This window comes from Nakamurella leprariae (assembly GCF_016918035.1).
GTDB lineage: Bacteria > Actinomycetota > Actinomycetes > Mycobacteriales > Nakamurellaceae > Nakamurella > Nakamurella leprariae.
Genome location: NZ_JAERWK010000016.1, coordinates 284,882 through 301,378, shown reverse-complemented (window position 1 = coordinate 301,378; position 16,497 = coordinate 284,882). Strand labels below are relative to the sequence as shown.

The window sequence follows — 16,497 nt, the reverse complement described above, 5'->3', positions numbered from 1 at the left end:
CAGCAGGATCTGCTCGGTGGCCAGGGTCGGATCGGGATCGACCCCGATCGCGCGGGCGAAGACGTTGGTGGATCCGCCGGGCACGATGGCCAGCTGCGGGGGCGGGGGGGGGGCCCCCCCCCCCCCCCCCCCCCCGGGCCCCCCCGCGGGGGGGGGGGGGGGGGGGGGGGGGGGGGCGGGGGGGGGGGGGGCCGGCCCCCCCCCCCCCCCCCCCCCCCCCCCCCCCCCCCCCCCCCCCCCCCCCCCACGACCACGCCGACGACGACGACCGCCACCTCGACGACCACGTCGAGCAGCACGCCCTCCAGCATCAGCACGAGCAGCACGCCGACCACGACCTCGACCACCCCGAGCCCGGCGCCGACCTCGGGCGGCAGTTCGCTGTGGTGGCTCTGGCTGGTGCTGGCCCTGGTGGTGCTGGCCGCGCTGATCACCGGCATCCTGCTGTACCGGCGCCGGCAGCAGGAGGAGGCCCGGCGGCAGCAGCAGGCCACCCTGGCCGCCCAGGCCGAGCAGCAGCGTCAGGACCAGCAGCGCCGCGCCGGGCCGGGCCTGCCGCCGGTGCCCCCGGTGCCGCCCGCCCCGCGGTCGACCTGGCCGGAGCAGCAGTCCTGGTCGCCGCCGCAGCAGGACCCCTACGGACTGCTGGCCGGCGACCCGGACGCACCCACCCGGCAGGTCGGCGGGCCGGACGCCCCCACCCGATGGACCCCGCCGCACGACCAGCAGGACCCGCGTACCCGGCTCATCCCGCCGGCCGGGTCCCCGCAGCGGCCCGGTCCCGGCCGTCCCGCACCCGACCAGCCCACCCAGCAGTGGTCGGATCCGTCGCTGCCGCCGGCCGGTCGCGGACCCGGATCACCCGAGACGCAGCGTTGGACTCCCGACTTCACCCAGAGCGGTCAGGACGAGCCGGAGCCGGAGCCGGACCAGGACCCACGCACGCAGCAGTGGCGGCCCGACTTCGACGACCCGGACGAACAGGAACCGCCGCGGCGCCGGTGACGCGGGGCGCGGTCAGCCGACGTGGTCGGCTAGGAGACCGAGCGCAGGGCGGGCGCGGTGCGGACGCGCTCCCGCACGGCGTCGGCGGCCGCGGTGGCCAGGTCGGCCGACAGGCCGGAACGCCACCGGACGACCAGCGGGACCGGCCGGGGCGTCGGCAGCGATGGCTGCGGCACCAAACCGTCCGGGGCGGGACCGACGTCGGCCAGCATGGCCACCCCCAGGCCGGCCCGCGCCGCGGCCAGCACACCACCCAGATTGGTCGCCTCGCAAGCCATCTCGGCGCGGGTGCCGTGCTCCGCGAGCGTCTCCAGGGCGCGGTTGCGGATGGCGCACGGATCGTCGAACGCGACCAGCGGCAGCCCCGCGCCAGGGGTCGGCGGTCGCCAGCCCGGGGCGGCGAACCAGCCGAGCGGCAGCATGCCGGCCTCGACGGTCCGTTCCCGGTCGGCCGCGCCGATGAGCAGGGCCAGGTCGACGTCGCCACGGTCGATCGCTGAGCGCAACGGGGTCCCGCGGTCGATGCGGAAACGGACCCGGCCGGCGTCGGGATCGGCGGCCAGGGCCGCGGCCAGCTGCGGGATGAGATGGTCGGCGCCGTGCTCGGTGGCGCCCACGACCAGGTCGGGATCGGCCTGCAGCGCCACCCGGCGGAGCATCTCGTCGTGCGCGGCCAGCATCCGGCGGGCCTCGGTGAGCAGCAACTCGCCGACCTCGGTGAGCCGGGTGGTGCGGCCGTCCCGTTCGGTCAGCGACTGACCGACCACCGCCTCCAGTCGGCGGATGTGCTGACTGATCGTCGACTGGCTCAGGTGCAGGGCCCGGGCCGCCCGGTGGTGACCGCCGCAGTCGGCCACGGCCACGAAGCTGCGCAGCGGGACGACGTCCAGCACCTTGCTCGTCCCGGGGTTGCCCACGGGGGTCAACGCTACTCGATCGATCGCGTCCGATGATCGGTCCGACCGGGAATCCTCACCGATGCGCTGCTGATCAGGTTGGACAGCCCGTTCCGGGCGCTGCCACAATGGGGGACATGCTGGCGGCGAGCGGGACGATGACCGACGGGGTACGCCCGTCGTCGGATCCGCACGCCGTCCCCGCGTCCGGCCGCCCCGCGCGCCTGACCCAGCGACGCACCATCGACCTGGCGCTGGTCTGCAGCGCAGGGTGTTGTCGAATGTGCAGCTGCTGAACGCAGCTCCTGCGCTCGGACGGCACTGACGCGCGTCCGCCCCGGATCCCTCGGTCGACCGAGCCGGACGGGGTGGTGCGTCGGCACCGAGCGGCCCGGGTCCGCCCCGGAGGAGCTCCGTCCGGCCCACGGCCCCGTCCGCGTGACCTCCGCGCGCTGCCGTCCGACCACCCGCAGCGCCGCTCGATCCAGAAGGAACCAGCCACCATGCCCCGATCGCAGTCCGCGAACCGCCAGATCAAGCTGGGTGCCGTGCTGTTCGGTGTCGGCGGGCCCGGCGACCACGACAGCTGGCGGAACCCGGAGATCCCCGGCGATGCCAGCGTCGACATCGACTGGTACATCGCCCGGGCCCGGCAGGCCGAGGCGGCCAAGTTCGACCTGGTGTTCATCGTCGACAGCCAGTTCATCACCCCGGACTCGCCGCCCCACTACCTGAACCGGCTCGAGCCGCTGACCCTGATGTCGGCGCTCGCGGTGTCCACCACCAACATCGGGCTGGTCGGCACGCTCACCACCTCGTACAACACCCCGTTCAACCTGGCCCGGCGCCTGGCGTCGGTCGACCTGATCAGCCGTGGCCGGGCCGGCTGGAACGTCGTGGCCACCGGGGACGGCGGCACCGCGGCGAACTACAGCCGGGACGAGCACTACGACTACGAGTCGCGGTACGCCCGGGCGCTGGAGTGCGTGCGGGTCGTCCAGGGCCTGTGGGACAGCTACGAGGACGACGCCTTCCCGCGGGACCGGGAGACCGGCCAGTTCGTGGACCCGTCCCGGCAGCACAAGCTGAACCACAAGGGCCGGTTCTTCCAGGTGCAGGGCCCGCTGAACATCGTGCGGTCCCGGCAGGGGCAGCCGGTGATCTTCCAGGCCGGTGACTCGGACGAGGGCCGCGATCTCGGCGCGGCCATCGGCGAGGGCATCTTCACCCACGCCCCGACCCTGGAGGCCGGCGTCGCCTTCGCCCGTGACATCAAGGCGCGGGCCGCGGCCAAGGGGCGCAACCCCGACCACGTGCTCATCCAGCCGGGCGTGCGGCCGTGGATCGCCGACACCGACGCCGAGGCGATCGAGGCCGAGCGCTACGAGCGGCTGCACAAGGACTTCGGCAAGACGCTGGCCCAGTTCGGCCGGCCGTTCGGCTGGCACGACTTCAGCCAGTACGACCTGGACGCGCCGTTCCCGGAGCTGGGTGACCTCGGCAACGACAGCTTCAAGACCCAGGCCGACCGGATCAAGGCGGTGGCCAAGGAGCGGAACCTGACGCTGCGGCAGGCCGTCACCTTCTTCTCCGAGCAGCACCGCTCGCCGTTCGTCGGTTCGCCGCTGACCGTGGCCAACACCATCGAGGAGTGGTTCCGGGCCGGTGCCTTCGACGGCCTGAACATCACCGTGACCATCCCCAGCGAGTTCGCCAAGTTCACCGACCAGGTGCTGCCGATCCTGCGCGAGCGCGGCCTGGTCCGGGCGGAGTACGAGTCGGACACCCTGCGCGGCAACCTCGGCCTCCCGGTCCCGGAGAACCGCTGGACCCAGGCCCGGCGGGCCACCGACGAGGCCGTGCGCGACACCCTCGTCGAGGCCTGACGACCGCTATCCCGAGCCGGTGCGCCACCTGCGCGCCGACCGGATCCTTCCCCCTGCGCGGCGTCGCCCGGCGCCGTCGACCGCGGCCGCGTGCGCCGCGCCCACGAGAACCTGGAGTAGCTCGACCATGAAGCGACTTGCCCGGAGCCGGACCCTCGCGGTCGGCGCGGTGTTGACACTGGTGTCGACCATTGGGCTGGCCGGATGTTCCTCCGACAGCGGCAGCGGCGGCGGATCCGGTGGTGAGGGCGGCACTTCGACGCTGCGCTGGGCGTTCAGCCTGCCGACCTCCTGGGACCCGGTCACCTCCAGCACCGGCAACGACATCAACACCCTGAGCCTGGTGTACGCCTCGCTGACCCAACTGGACGAGCAGGGCACGGCCGGCCCCGGCCTGGCCGAGTCCTGGGAGTACAACGCCGACGGCACCGAGGTCACCTTCACCCTGCGGCCCAACCTGAAGTTCAGCGACGGCACCGCCCTGGACGCCGAGGCGGTCCGCACCAGCCTGCTGCGCGGCAAGACGCAGGACAACTCGCTGCTCAAGGACCAGCTCTCCACCATCAAGGACGTCCAGGCCCCGGACGCCACCACGGTGGTCGTCCAGCTGCAGGCCCCCGACTACCAGGTGCCGCTGCTGCTGGCCGGCAAGACCGGGGCGATCGTCAGCCCCAAGGCGATCGAGGAGAACGTCAGCGGGCTGCCCACCGCGCCGGTCGGGGCCGGGCCGTTCAAGTTCGAGAGCTTCATCCCGGAGTCGCAGGCCATCATGGTGGCCAATCCGGAGTACTGGGACGCCGCGGACATCAGCATCGACCGGCTCGAGCTGACCGTGGCCCCGGATCCGGCCACCATCGTCACCGCCGTGCAGTCAGGGGCCATCGACGTGGCCACCCTGCAGCCCCGGCTCATCGACCAGGCCAAGTCGGCCGGCCTCGGCGTCGACATCAGCCCCACGCTGACCGTCAACCAGGTCGACGTGAACAGCACGCTGCCCGGCGTCGACGACCCCACCGTGGTCGAGGCGCTGAAGTACGCGGTGGACCGCCAGCAGCTGGTCGACGTCATCACCGCCGGTCAGGGCAAGGTCACCTACCAGCCGTTCCCGCCGGACTACATCGCCTACGACCCGGAGCTGGACGACCGGTTCGCCTACGACCCGGAGAAGGCCAGGGCGCTGCTGGCCGAGGCCGGCCACGGCCCGGACGACCCGCTGGACCTGACCATCACCGCCGCCGCGTACAACCAGCAGCAGGCCGAGCTGGTGCAGGCCCAGTTGCAGGTCGTGGGCGTGAACTCGACGATCAAGATCGTGCCGCCGGGGTCCTCGACCTGGCAGCAGGAGGTCTACCTGGGCCGCAACGCCCAGTTCGCGCTGGACGGCACCGTGGGGCGTGAGTCCCCGGTGCAGAACCTGACCGTGGTCTACGGCGCGCAGGGTCTGATGAACACCAGCAAGGTGGCCACGCCCGAGTTCCTGGCCGCCCTGGACAAGGTGCGCCAGACCCCGCTGGACGACCCGAACTACCAGACGGTGCTGCACGAGGCCGTCGCGCTGGGCGTCGAACAGAACCCGAGCTTCTCGACCTTCAACACGCCGCGGGTCACCGTCCGCAGCGAGAAGGTCTCGGAGCTGCCGCCGTTCATCTCGCAGTACCGCTGGGAAGGCGTCACGGTCCAGCCGTGATCCACCAGCAGCCCACCCCCCGTGTGTCCGATCGCCCGGAGGCCGCCCCGTCGGCACCCGGGCGGTCGGGCATCGGCTGTTCCGGACCCGGACGGCCGGCACCAGGACGGAAGGCCCAGCCATGGTGACCGTGCTCGGCGGCCAGACCACCGACGTCGCTCCCGGGGTTCCCGCGGTCGGCGACGGCCCGACCTCGCCCGGGACCGGCGGGTCGGGTCCCGGCCGCACCCGCGCCCTGCACGGGGTCACCGGACTGCTGCGCTGGGTGGTCCGCACCCTGCTGGTGGTCGTCCCGGTCTTCCTGTTCGCCACCTTCGTGACGTTCGTGCTCGGCGCGGTCAGCGACCTGTCCCCGGCCGGCGTGGTGCTGGGGGACGCGGCCACGCCCGAGCAGGTGGCCGAGGTCGAGGCGCGGTTCGGGCTGGACAAGCCCGTGGTGGTGCAGTACCTCGACTGGCTCGGCGGGCTGCTGCACGGCGACCTCGGTCAGTCCTGGTTCAACGGCATCTCGGTCAGCGAGCAGATCGGGCAGCGGCTCGAGGTCAGCGGCTCGGTCGCCGGCCTGGCCCTGATCATCGGCGTCGTCGGCGGCGTGACCCTCGGGCTGCTCGCCGCGCTCACCCGTGGGTCCTGGATCGACCGGTCCATCACCGTGGTCTGCACCTTCATCGCCACGATCCCGCCGTTCGTCATGGCGATGGCGCTCATCGTGGTGTTCTGCGTGGCCATCCCGCTGCTGCCGTCGGCCGGGTACGTCTCACCGACCGTCGACGTCGGCCGCTGGCTGGCCTGCATCATCCTGCCGGCCCTGGCCCTGAGCGCCGACGTGGTGGCCGACATCGCCCGTCAGTTGCGCACCGGTCTGGTCTCGGCTTACCAGGAGAACTACGTGACCGGCGCCCTGGTGCGCGGCCTGAGCCCCCGCCGCATCCTGTTCAAGCACGTGCTGCGCAACGGCTCCGGACCGGCCATCACCACCTTGGGGCTGCGCATCCCGGCGCTCATCGGCGGCGCCGTGGTCACCGAGAGCATCTTCGCCATGCCCGGGTACGGGCGGTTCGCAGCCGAGGGAGCGCTGCGCGGCGACGTCCCGGTCGTCCAGGGTGCCCTGGTCGTGGCCATCGTCCTGGTGCTGGCGTTCAACCTGGTCATCAACGCGATGCTGGTGCGGCTGCGCCCGGTGGCCGGACGGGGGATCTGATGATCCGTGCGGTGTGGCAGTTGCGGCTCGGCCGCATCTGCATCGTGGTCCTGACCCTGATCGCCCTGCTGGGCATCCTCGGCCCGATGCTGGCGCCCTACGGTCCCAACGACCAGGACGTGGCGGTGATGCTGCAGGGCCCGTCGGCCGCCCACTGGCTGGGCACCGACGACCTGGGCCGGGACGTGCTGAGCCGACTGCTGGCCGGTTCCACCCTGTCGCTGGTGGCCGCGCTCGAGGCGGTCGGCATCGGGCTGGTGCTGGGCGTGCTGCCCGGGTTGCTGTCCATGGTGTTCGGCCGGATCTTCGAGTGGGTCAGCCTGCGGGTCATGGACGCCCTCATCACCCTGCCGTTCATGGTGTTCGCGGTGGCCATGACCGCGCTGCTGGGCAACGGCCTGCACCAGGCCATGTTCGCCGTCGGTCTGCTGGTGGCACCGGCGTTCTACCGGATCACCCGAGCGGCGGCGATGACCGTGATCGGCTCGTCGTTCGTGGAGGCGGCCCGGCTCACCGGCCTGTCCGAGCTGGCCGTCATCCGCCGGCACGTGTGGCCCAAGGTGGCCCCGGCCATCGCGGTGACCACGGCCTCGATGCTCGGCACCGGCCTGGTCGTGGTGTCCTCGCTGACGTTCCTGGGCATCGGCATCGTCCCGCCCGAGCCCACCTGGGGCGGCATGATGGCCACCGACCTGAACTTCCTGTACCAGAAGCCGTGGGGCCCGCTGGTGCCCGCCGCGCTCATCATCATCACGGTGGCCGCGCTCAGCGGGCTGGCCGACGCCCTGCGCGACGCCACCGGCCAGTCGGGCCGGTCGCTGATCAGCGCCCGCCGCGCCAAGCAGGCCCGGGCCAAGGCGGCCCGGAACGCCGGTGGTCCGGTCGCCCCGGCCGGGCGGCCCGACGATCGGAGCACCGTCGATGCCTGAGACCACCACCCTGTCCGGCGCCGCGCTGCCGACCGCGGCCGGAGCGCCGGCCGGCCACACCGTCGTCGAGCCGGCCGTGCCGCTGCTGTCCGTCGACCACCTGACCGTGACCGCGTTCTCGCCCGACCACGACGGCGAGGTCACCCTCGTCGACGACGTGTCGTTCCACCTCGGTCGGGGCGAGACCTTCGGCATCGTGGGCGAGTCCGGCAGCGGCAAGTCGATGACCTGCCGGTCGGTGCTCGGCATCCTGCCCGCCGGGGTGCACACCGCACCCGGTTCGGCCGTGTCCTTCGACGGCACCGACCTGCTCGGCCTGTCGGACAAGCAGTGGATGTCGTTGCGCGGCACCCGGATCGCCGCGGTCTTCCAGGACCCTGGCTCCTACCTGAACCCGTCGATGACGGTCGGCGCGCAACTCGTCGAGGTGCTGCGGATCAAGGGCGGGCTGAAGCGCCGCCAGGCGCGCGAGCGGGCGCTCGAGCTGTTCGGTGACATCGGGCTGCGCAACCCGACCGCGGTGTTCCGGCAGTACCCGTTCGAGCTGTCCGGCGGCATGTTGCAGCGCGTGCTCATCGCCATCGCCATCTCCGGTGACCCGGACCTGCTCATCGCCGACGAGGCCACCACCGCGCTGGACGTGACCGTCCAGGCCGAGGTGCTCGACCTGCTGGCGGAGCTGCAGGAGCGGACCGGGCTGGCCCTGGTCGTCGTCTCGCACGACCTGGCCGTGGTCGCGCAGGTGTGCGAGCGGGTCATGGTGATGCAGTCCGGCGTCGTGGTCGAGTCCGGCCCGACCAAGGAGGTGCTGCACGACCCGCAGCACTCCTACACCCGTGAGCTGATGCGCGCTCACGCGGAGTACGGGTTGGAACGATGGGACGAGGAGCGGCCATGAGCCAGCCGAACGGTGCCCGGCCGGACGCCCCGGCGGCCGGCGCGGAGCTGCCCGACGAGGTGCTGACCGTGCGCGACCTGGTCGTCTCGCTCGGCCGCGGCCGGGCCCGCCGCGAGGTGCTGCACGGTGCGTCGCTGACGGTGCGGCGCGGCCGGATCGTCGCCCTCATCGGTGAGACCGGGTCCGGCAAGACCACCCTGGCTCGCACCGTGCTCGGCCTGGTGTCGCCCGACTCCGGGGAGATCCGGGTGGACGGCCGGCTGGTCAGCGGGCTGAGCGGCGCGGAGCTGCGCACGTTCCGCCGCTCCGGGCAGGTCCAGTACGTCTTCCAGGACCCGCTGCAGAGCCTCGACCCGGACCTGAGCGTGGGCGATTCCATCGCCGAGGGCCTGCTGGCCCGGGGCGAGGGCAACGCCGCCGCCCGGACCGACGCGGTGGCCGACGCGCTGCGCCTGGTCGGCCTGCCGGTCGAGCTGGCCAGCCGGCTGCCCGGCGAGATCTCCGGCGGTCAGCGGCAGCGGGTCACCATCGCCCGGGCCATGGTGCTCGGCCCCGAACTGGTGCTGCTCGACGAGCCGGTGAGCGCCCTCGACGCGGCCAACCGGGTGCAGATCCTCGACCTGCTGCAACGGCTGCGCGCCGAGCGCAACGTCGGGATGCTGTTCATCTCGCACGATCTCGGCTCGGTCGCCGGCATCAGCGACGAGGTCGCGGTGCTCTACCGCGGCGAGATCGTCGAGGTCGGCACCACCCGGCAGGTGCTCACCGATCCCCAGCACCCCTACACGCAGCTGCTGGTCGGCTCGGCCCCCACCCTGCACGGGGAGGGCCTGTCCCGCAGCGAGCGCGAACGGCTCCGGGCCTTGTTGCCCGCCTGATCCCGGCGCCACCCGCCGGGATCCGCCCGGATCCCGGCGTCCCCCAGTCCAGCGTTGTCCAGTCCCAGCGTTGTCCTCTCCAGAAGGGAAGTCGTCGACATGTCCGTCGTCACCTCAGCTCCGGCCGACCGCCTGACCTGGTCGCCGCCCGAGGGTGTTGCCGTGCGCGGCACCGTCCTGGTGGTGCCCGGCCGCGGCGAGACCGACACCGTGTACACCCGGTTCGGCACCCGGCTGTCGGTGGACGGGTACCGGGTCCGCACCCTCGACCCCACCCAGCCGGCCGACGCCGCCGTGGCCGAGCTCACCGAGCTCGCGGCGGCCGAGCAGCACCCGCTGGTCCTGGTCGGCTCCGACACCGGCGCCGACGCCGCCCTCCGGCTGGCCGCCGCGGCCGGCTCCGCCGTCGACGCGGTGGTCGCCGCCGGCGTCACCACCGGCGCCACCGACCCGGTCGAGATCGCCGACTGGGACGACGAACTCGACGCCCGCTCCGCCTGCCCGGTGCACCGCGGCCGGCTGGAGGGCGACACCGGCTTCGTCCGCGGCGCCTACGCCGGCGCCCCGGCCGAGACCGCGACCGAGGTCCCGGTGGTCGCCGCGCCGGTGCTGCTGGTGCACGGTGCCGACGACCGGATCGCTCCCGTCGCCGGCGCCCGCGCCGTCCGTGACGCCCTGCCGCAGGCCCGGCTCGTGGTCGCCGCCGCCGGCCGCCACGACGTGCTCAACGACGTCGCCCACCGCAGCGTGGCCGCCGAGATCGTCCAGTTCCTCGAGGCGCTGCGGCTCGATCCCGCCGCCGCCCCGGTGCTGCAGGACGACGCCCGATGACCGACACGGACCACGCAGCGCACACCCACCCGCACGACGAGCACGAGCACGAGCACCAGGACGCCAACGGGGTCTGGCACCGCGACCTGCGGGTGGTCCGGTCGCAGGACCTGACCGGCGAGACCAGCCAGACGATGGGCATGACCCGGTACGAGGCGATCTCGGGCAAGACGGTCGGCAGCGAGAAGCTGTGGACCGGCGAGACGCACGTCGGCCCGGCCACCAACTCCGGTGACCACCACCACGGCGAGGCCGAGACCTCGATCTACGTGGTGTCCGGCCACCCGGTGTTCGTCTTCGCCAAGGGCCAGGAGGAGATCCGGGTCGAGACCAACCCGGGCGACTACATCTTCGTCCCGCCGTACCTGCCGCACCGCGAGGAGAACCCGACGGACGAGCCCGCCGTGGTGGTCATCTCGCGGACCAGCCAGGAGGGCATCGTGGTGAACCTGCCCAGCCTCTGGGCGCCGGTGGAGCGGCCCGAGCAGGACTGACCCCAGGGTGCCCTGACGAACGAGGCCTCCGGAGCCGTGGTGGTTCCGGAGGTCTCGTCGTCGGCGCGACTGGTGAGATGGTCGGAGCCCGCGCTCGCTCGTCCCTCGCTCGCGCGACTCCTCCTAGATCACGGGTGGGTCATGGAGAGCACGTCCAGGGCGGCGTCCAGCTGCTCCTGGGTGACCTTGCCGTTCTCCAGGTGGCCGCGCTCGACGACGACCTGACGGATGGTCTTGCCCTCCTTGAGGGCCTGCTTGGCCACCGCGGCGGCCTCCTCGTACCCGATGTACTTGTTCAGCGGGGTCACGATCGACGGCGAGGACTCGGCGTAGGCCAGGCAGCGCTCGACGTCTGCCTCGATGCCGGCGATGCACCGGTCGGCCAGCACGCGGGAGACGTTGGCCAGCAGGCGGATCGACTCCAGCAGGTTGCGGGCGATGACCGGGAACATGACGTTCAGCTCGAAGTTGCCCTGCGAGCCGGCGAACGCGACGGTCGCGTCGTTGCCGATGACCTGGGCGCACACCTGCAGGGTGGCCTCGGGCAGCACCGGGTTGACCTTGCCCGGCATGATCGAGCTGCCGGGCTGCAGGTCGGGCAGCCGGATCTCGGACAGACCGGCGCGCGGGCCGGAGCCCATCCAGCGGATGTCGTTGCAGATCTTGGTCAGGCCGACCGCGATGGTGCGCAGCTGACCGGAGGCCTCGACCAGGCCGTCCCGGGCGCCCTGCGCCTCGAAGTGGTTGCGCGCCTCGGTGAACGGGAGGCCGGTCGCGTTCGACAGCTCGGTGATGACCGCGGCGGCGAAGCCGGGCGGGGTGTTGATGCCGGTGCCGACGGCGGTGCCGCCCAGCGGCAGCTCGGCCAGCCGGGGCAGACTGGCCTGCAACCGCTCGATGCCGTACCGGACCTGCGCGGCGTACCCGCCGAACTCCTGGCCCAGGGTGACCGGGGTGGCGTCCATCAGGTGGGTGCGACCGGACTTCACCACGCCGGCCCACTCGGCCGCCTTGGCCTCGAGCGCCTCGGCCAGGTGCTGCAGACCGGGGATCAGGTCGGTGACCACGGCCTCGGTGGCGGCCACGTGGATGGAGGTCGGGAAGACGTCGTTGGACGACTGCGAGGCGTTGACGTGGTCGTTCGGGTGGATCTGCACCGTGCCGGCCTGGTTGGCCAGGGTGGCGACGACCTCGTTGGTGTTCATGTTCGAGCTGGTGCCCGAACCCGTCTGGAACACGTCGATCGGGAAGTGGCCGTCGTAGGAGCCGGACGCGACCTGGTTCGCGGCGTCGGCGATGGCCGTCGCGCGCTCGGTGGAGATGACCCCCAGCTGCCCGTTCACGGTGGCCGCAGCCGCCTTGATGAGTGCCAGCGCCCGGATCTGGGACCGCTCCAGCCCGCGGAAGGAGATGGGGAAGTTCTCCACGGCCCGCTGGGTCTGCGCCTGGTACAGCGCGTCCTTGGGGACCCGGACCTCACCCATCGTGTCGTGCTCGATGCGGTACTCGACCTCGCCGTCGTGTTCAGCCATGGGCCAGAGGCTAACGGGGCTCGGAGGCCGGATGAGCCCCGGCGGAGCTGATCTGGGTCACACCCACCCAGGAGGGCGGCCGGCGCCCCGTCGATCGCGACCCGGGCCGGTCCCGGCGTGGGACCATGGCCGGGTGGCGAGACGACGGACCAGCACCGGACGCGACATGACCCTGTCGATGGGGCTGCTGGTGATCGTCGTGCTGCTCGCCGCCTGGCTGGCCGGCACGGTGGACTTCGCCCCGGGCGGTCCCAAGGACGGCCCCGCGCCCACGGCCGACGTGGTCGGCGGGCTGGCCCGCGCGGACGCCTCCACCGGGTTCGACGTGGTCACACCGGACGGTGTGCCGGGGGACTGGCAGCCCAGCGCCTTCTCGGTGATCGAGGCCGGCTCGGTCGAACCGCCGGCCGCACGCGCCGCGTGGATCACCCCGGCCGGCAGTTTCATCACGCTCATCCAGGCCCAGGGGGACACCGCCCGGGTGCTGGCCGCGGAGCTGGACGACGACCCGTCGGACGCGCGGAGCCGCACCGCGTCCGGCGTGCGGGCCGTGGACGGTCGGGACTGGACGGTCACCACCGGCCGGCGGGGCGAGGCCGCGTGGTACCTGACCACGCCCGCCACCGACTCGGCCGACCAGGTGGTCCTGCTCATCACCGGCAGCGCCACCCCGGACGACTTCACCGCGCTGGCCGCCGCGACCGGCCGGGCGATCGGCGTCCCGACCTCCTGACGCCGAGCTGGTCGCCGGACCGACGGCAGCCCCGGGTGGCCGGCGTCGCGGTCCTAGTCCTCGTCGGCGGCCTCGGCCCGGGCCAGCACGTCCTCGACCCGGCTGCGCGCCCCGGCGAGCAGCCGGGTGCACACCGCGGCCAGGTGCTCGCCGCGCTCCCACAGGGTCAGGGACTCCTCCAGGGAGAGGCCACCGGCCTCCAGTCGGCCCACCACGTCGGCGAGCTCGTCCCGGGCCGCCTCGTAGCTGACCGGGTCGCCCTGCTGGGCGGGGGCCTCGGCGGGCTCAGTGGGGGGCGTCGCGCGCGGTGCGGAGCGGCTCATCGGGATGTCTCCTGCTCGGGGGCGGCGCTCGGGCCGCCGGTCGCGTGCTCGGCGGGCGTTGCCGGGGTGCGGGTCTCGGCCGGCCGCGGCGGGCCAACCGTGCGGGCCAGCACCGAGCCGTCGGCCACCCGGATCCGCAGCGGGGTGCCGTCCGGGGCCTGGTCGACGGACCGGAGCACCGGGCCGCCCGGGTGCTCCGGGTCGAGCTGGACGACGGCGTAGCCGCGGGCCAGGGTGGCCGCCGGGCCGAGGACGGCCAGTTGCGCGCGGCGGTGGGCCAGGTCGCGGTCCTGCCGGTCCAGGGCGTGCAGCAGCGCGGTCCGGGCCCGGGTCTGCAGCCCGGTGACCTGGTCGGCACGCTGCTGCAGCGGCGCCAGCGGTTCGGTGATCGCCCACGACGTGGTCAACCGGTGCAGGCGCACCTGTTCGGTGGTGACCCAGCCGAGCAGCGCCCGCCGGGCGCGCTCCCGCCACTGCTGCACCCCGCGCAGCTCTGCGGCCACGTCGGGCACCACCCGCTTGCCGGCGTCGGTGGGGGTGGAGCACCGCACGTCGGCGACGTCGTCGACGATCGGATGATCGGGTTCGTGCCCGATGGCGGCCACGACCGGGGTGCGGCAGGCGGCCACCGCCCGGCACAGCGTCTCGTCGGAGAACGGCAGCAGGTCCTCGACGCTGCCGCCGCCTCGGGCCAGCACGATGACCTCGACGTCCGGGTCTGCGTCGAGCCGGGTCAGCGCCTCGATCAGGGTCGGCACCGCGTTCACGCCCTGCACGGTGGCGTGCTCGATCCGGAACTCGACCGCGGGCCAGCGGGCGCGGGCATTGGCCAGCACATCGGACTCGGCCGCGCTCGCCCGGGCGGTGACCAGCCCGACCGTCCTGGGCAGGAACGGCAGGCGGCGCTTGCGGGCCGGGGCGGTGAGGCCCTCGGCGGCCAGCAAGCGGCGCAGCCGTTCCAGCCGGGCCAGCAGCTCACCCAGGCCGATCGGGTGCAGCTCGTCGACCCGCAGCGACAGCGATCCGCGCGCCGGGTAGAACTCGAACTTGCCGTGCACGACGACCCGGGAGCCCTCGACCGGCGGCGCGTCCAGGGCCATGAGCACCGACCGGGAGCAGGTCAGCTGCAGCGACATCGGCACGGCCGGGTCGCGCAGGGTGAGGTACCCCACCGAGCTGTTCGGTCGCAGCGAGATCTGCGCGATCTGTCCCTCCACCCAGGCGGCGGGAGCCCGGGCGATGTACTCGGTCATCCGCTGGGTGAGTGCCCGCACCGGCCACGGGTACTCGCGGCTGGTCTCGGCGGCCGTGGCGGGCGGTCGGGACGGGGCACCGGGGGTTGACGCCCCGGGGGTCGACGCCCTGGGGGTTGAGGCGGCCGTCACCGGTCGGTGGTGCCCAGCGTGGTCAGCCGGTTGGTCAGCAGCGTCAGGAACGGCGCCCGCGCCTCGTGCTGCTGTTCGAACTCGAGCAGGTCCCGCACCTGGCTGGCGGACATCTCGCCCAGCCGGCCCTTGAGCTGGGCGAGCGTCAGGCTGGGGTAGTCCGGGACGGCATCCATCCGGGCGGTGCCGGACGCCAGCCCGGCCGGTGGTGCGGCGGGATCGATGACGGGGGGGTCGGCGACGACCGCGCCCTCGGCGGGCTCGGTGACGATCGCACCGGGTGCGGCACCGGTGGGAGCGGTCGGGGCGGCGGCGCGAGCGGTCCGGCGACCGCCGGTGCGGTGGGGGACCGGGGCGCCGTCGTCCGAGGGCGTTCCCGGCGCGACGGGGGTCGGTCCGGCGTCCTCGGTCGCCCCGGCGGGTGCGGTCGAGGCCGGCGTGGCCGGGACCGGTTCCCCGGCGACGGTGGTCGCTGCGTCGGCCGGGTCCATGGCGCCGGCAGCGTCGGCGGCATCGTCGGCGGCAGCGTCGGCGGCATCGTCCTCGTCGTCGTCGAAGCGGGCCCAGGCGGGGCTGTCCTCCTCCCGCCCGGTCAGGTCGGCGAGGAACTGCTCGCCCCGACCGGCGAGCGCGGCCAGCTCCTGCTGCACCTTCATCGACCAGCGCACGGCGCTGCCGGCCACGGTCACCGGCAGGGTCGGCAGTTCCTCGGGCAGTCGGCGGACCCGGTCGATCCCGGTGGCGAGCAGTCCGGCGGCGACGTAGACGGGCGTCGGCAGCGTGATGGCCATGGCCCCAGCCTGCCACCACGGCTGATCGATCGGGACGGCTGTTGCGCGCGTCCGACGGGTGGGAGGGCGCTCAGGATCCAGGAGTGCCGAGTCGGGCGGCGAGCGCGACCAGGTCGCGGGCCGGTCCGGCCGGCGGGTGGGCGCCGGAACGCCACACCGCGTGCAGTCGTCGGTGCAGGTCGAGGCCGGTCACCGGCACCCGGACGAGCCGGCCCAGGGCCAGGTCGTCAGCCACGGCCAGCACGCTCAGCACGCCCGGAGCGGTGCCGGCGACGATCGCGGCCCGGACGCCGGCGGTGCTGCTGGCCTCCAGCGCCGGGGCGACCGGGTGGTCCGGGTCGCGGAACGGGGCGAGCGCGGTGTCGAGCGCCTCCCGGGTACCGGAGCCCGCCTCCCGGCTGATGAGTGCGGTGGCCGCGAGCCGGGCCGGCGGGATCGAGCCGCCGGCCCACCGGTGCCCGGGCGGGACGACCAGCACCAGCTCGTCGATGGCCACGACCCGTGCGGGGAGGTCGACCGGTGGTTGCGCCGACTCGATGAACCCGAGGTCGACCTCGGCGTCGCGGACCCGCCGCACCACGGTCTCGCTGTTGACTGCGGCCAGCTCGATGCTGGTCGGTGCATGGCCGAGCGCGAGCTGATCGTCCCGCAGCGCCAGCAGCCATCGCGGCATCAGGTGCTCGGCCACGGTGAGGCTGGCCGCGACCCGCAGGTGGGCGTCCCGCTCCCCCCGCAGCGAGGTGATCCCGGTGTCCAGCTCGGTCGCGGCCCGGATCACCGCGTCCGCCCACTGCGCCAGCAGCCCGCCGGCGTCGGTGAGCCGGGAGCCGCGCCGGGTGCGGACCAGGACCGGGAAGCCGACGCGGCGCTCCAGCGCCCGGATCCGCGCGGACGCGGCCTGCTGGCTGATGCCCAGGGCGACGCCGGCCGCCCCCAGGCTGCCCGCGCGCTGGACGGCCAGCAGCAGCTGCAGGTCGGCCAGATCGGGCACCCGGGCGCTCAGCACACGGTCATGCAACCACACCAGT

General features: G+C 73.8%; 17 protein-coding genes. 10 read left to right on the top strand and 7 right to left on the bottom strand.

Features of this window, described 5'->3' with window-relative positions; all coding sequences use genetic code 11:
- Window positions 1-93: acylglycerol kinase family protein (locus tag JL106_RS13665; protein ID WP_236007660.1), on the bottom strand; the 93-nt coding region annotated here is incomplete at its 3' end.
- A gap of 306 nt (window positions 94-399) precedes the next feature.
- Here JL106_RS13665 and JL106_RS13660 point away from each other — a divergent pair.
- Window positions 400-1,005, top strand: a complete 606-nt coding sequence (locus JL106_RS13660) for a hypothetical protein (protein WP_205261256.1) — start codon at window positions 400-402, stop codon at window positions 1,003-1,005.
- Window positions 1,006-1,034: 29 nt separating this feature from the next.
- Here JL106_RS13660 and JL106_RS13655 read toward each other — a convergent pair whose 3' ends face one another.
- On the bottom strand, window positions 1,035-1,922 hold the full coding sequence (locus JL106_RS13655; protein WP_205261255.1) for a LysR family transcriptional regulator: 888 nt from the start codon (window positions 1,920-1,922) through the stop codon (window positions 1,035-1,037).
- 482 nt (window positions 1,923-2,404) lie between these two features.
- Here JL106_RS13655 and JL106_RS13650 point away from each other — a divergent pair, with 482 nt between their 5' ends.
- From JL106_RS13650 to JL106_RS13615, 8 genes are all read left to right on the top strand, one after another.
- Entirely contained in the window at window positions 2,405-3,787 is a 1,383-nt protein-coding gene (locus tag JL106_RS13650) for an NtaA/DmoA family FMN-dependent monooxygenase (protein WP_205261254.1), read from the top strand.
- A gap of 127 nt (window positions 3,788-3,914) precedes the next feature.
- Window positions 3,915-5,474: an ABC transporter substrate-binding protein gene (locus tag JL106_RS13645; RefSeq protein WP_205261253.1), complete on the top strand. Its 1,560-nt coding sequence runs from the start codon at window positions 3,915-3,917 to the stop codon at window positions 5,472-5,474.
- 121 nt (window positions 5,475-5,595) lie between these two features.
- Window positions 5,596-6,675 (top strand): ABC transporter permease, encoded by a 1,080-nt coding sequence (locus JL106_RS13640; protein WP_205261252.1) that lies wholly within the window; start codon window positions 5,596-5,598, stop codon window positions 6,673-6,675.
- Complete coding sequence (locus JL106_RS13635; protein ID WP_205261251.1) at window positions 6,675-7,604, top strand: ABC transporter permease; 930 nt, start codon at window positions 6,675-6,677, stop codon at window positions 7,602-7,604. Before JL106_RS13640 ends, JL106_RS13635 begins: the two co-directional genes overlap by 1 nt.
- On the top strand, window positions 7,597-8,502 hold the full coding sequence (locus JL106_RS13630; RefSeq protein ID WP_205261250.1) for an ABC transporter ATP-binding protein: 906 nt from the start codon (window positions 7,597-7,599) through the stop codon (window positions 8,500-8,502). The genes JL106_RS13635 and JL106_RS13630 overlap by 8 nt, the downstream gene beginning before the upstream one ends.
- Window positions 8,499-9,380 carry an ABC transporter ATP-binding protein gene (locus JL106_RS13625; protein WP_236007573.1) on the top strand — a complete coding sequence of 294 codons (882 nt, stop codon included), beginning with the start codon at window positions 8,499-8,501 and terminating at the stop codon, window positions 9,378-9,380. The genes JL106_RS13630 and JL106_RS13625 overlap by 4 nt, the downstream gene beginning before the upstream one ends.
- A 99-nt stretch (window positions 9,381-9,479) precedes the next feature.
- The gene (locus tag JL106_RS13620; RefSeq protein WP_205261249.1) at window positions 9,480-10,211 is read left to right on the top strand and encodes an alpha/beta hydrolase; all 732 of its coding nucleotides are present in this window, start codon (window positions 9,480-9,482) and stop codon (window positions 10,209-10,211) included.
- On the top strand, window positions 10,208-10,705 hold the full coding sequence (locus JL106_RS13615; RefSeq protein ID WP_205261248.1) for a cupin domain-containing protein: 498 nt from the start codon (window positions 10,208-10,210) through the stop codon (window positions 10,703-10,705). The genes JL106_RS13620 and JL106_RS13615 overlap by 4 nt, the downstream gene beginning before the upstream one ends.
- Window positions 10,706-10,833: 128 nt before the next feature.
- Here the strand turns inward: JL106_RS13615 and JL106_RS13610 are convergent, their stop codons facing one another.
- On the bottom strand, window positions 10,834-12,237 hold the full coding sequence (locus JL106_RS13610) for a class II fumarate hydratase (protein ID WP_205261247.1): 1,404 nt from the start codon (window positions 12,235-12,237) through the stop codon (window positions 10,834-10,836).
- A gap of 133 nt (window positions 12,238-12,370) precedes the next feature.
- Between JL106_RS13610 and JL106_RS13605 the strand changes: the two genes are divergently transcribed.
- Window positions 12,371-12,970: a DUF4245 domain-containing protein gene (locus tag JL106_RS13605; RefSeq protein WP_205261246.1), complete on the top strand. Its 600-nt coding sequence runs from the start codon at window positions 12,371-12,373 to the stop codon at window positions 12,968-12,970.
- Between the two features lie 53 nt (window positions 12,971-13,023).
- Here JL106_RS13605 and JL106_RS13600 read toward each other — a convergent pair whose 3' ends face one another.
- The 4 genes from JL106_RS13600 to JL106_RS13585 all read right to left on the bottom strand — a co-directional run bounded on the left by JL106_RS13600 (window position 13,024) and on the right by JL106_RS13585 (window position 16,475).
- Window positions 13,024-13,293: an exodeoxyribonuclease VII small subunit gene (locus tag JL106_RS13600; RefSeq protein ID WP_205261245.1), complete on the bottom strand. Its 270-nt coding sequence runs from the start codon at window positions 13,291-13,293 to the stop codon at window positions 13,024-13,026.
- Window positions 13,290-14,567 (bottom strand): exodeoxyribonuclease VII large subunit, encoded by a 1,278-nt coding sequence (gene xseA / locus JL106_RS13595; RefSeq protein WP_328842350.1) that lies wholly within the window; start codon window positions 14,565-14,567, stop codon window positions 13,290-13,292. Before xseA ends, JL106_RS13600 begins: the two co-directional genes overlap by 4 nt.
- Window positions 14,568-14,674: 107 nt before the next feature.
- Entirely contained in the window at window positions 14,675-15,469 is a 795-nt protein-coding gene (locus tag JL106_RS13590) for a lipid droplet-associated protein (RefSeq protein ID WP_205261243.1), read from the bottom strand.
- Between the two features lie 70 nt (window positions 15,470-15,539).
- The gene (locus JL106_RS13585; protein ID WP_205261242.1) at window positions 15,540-16,475 is read right to left on the bottom strand and encodes a LysR family transcriptional regulator; all 936 of its coding nucleotides are present in this window, start codon (window positions 16,473-16,475) and stop codon (window positions 15,540-15,542) included.
- Window positions 16,476-16,497 lie beyond the last annotated feature (22 nt).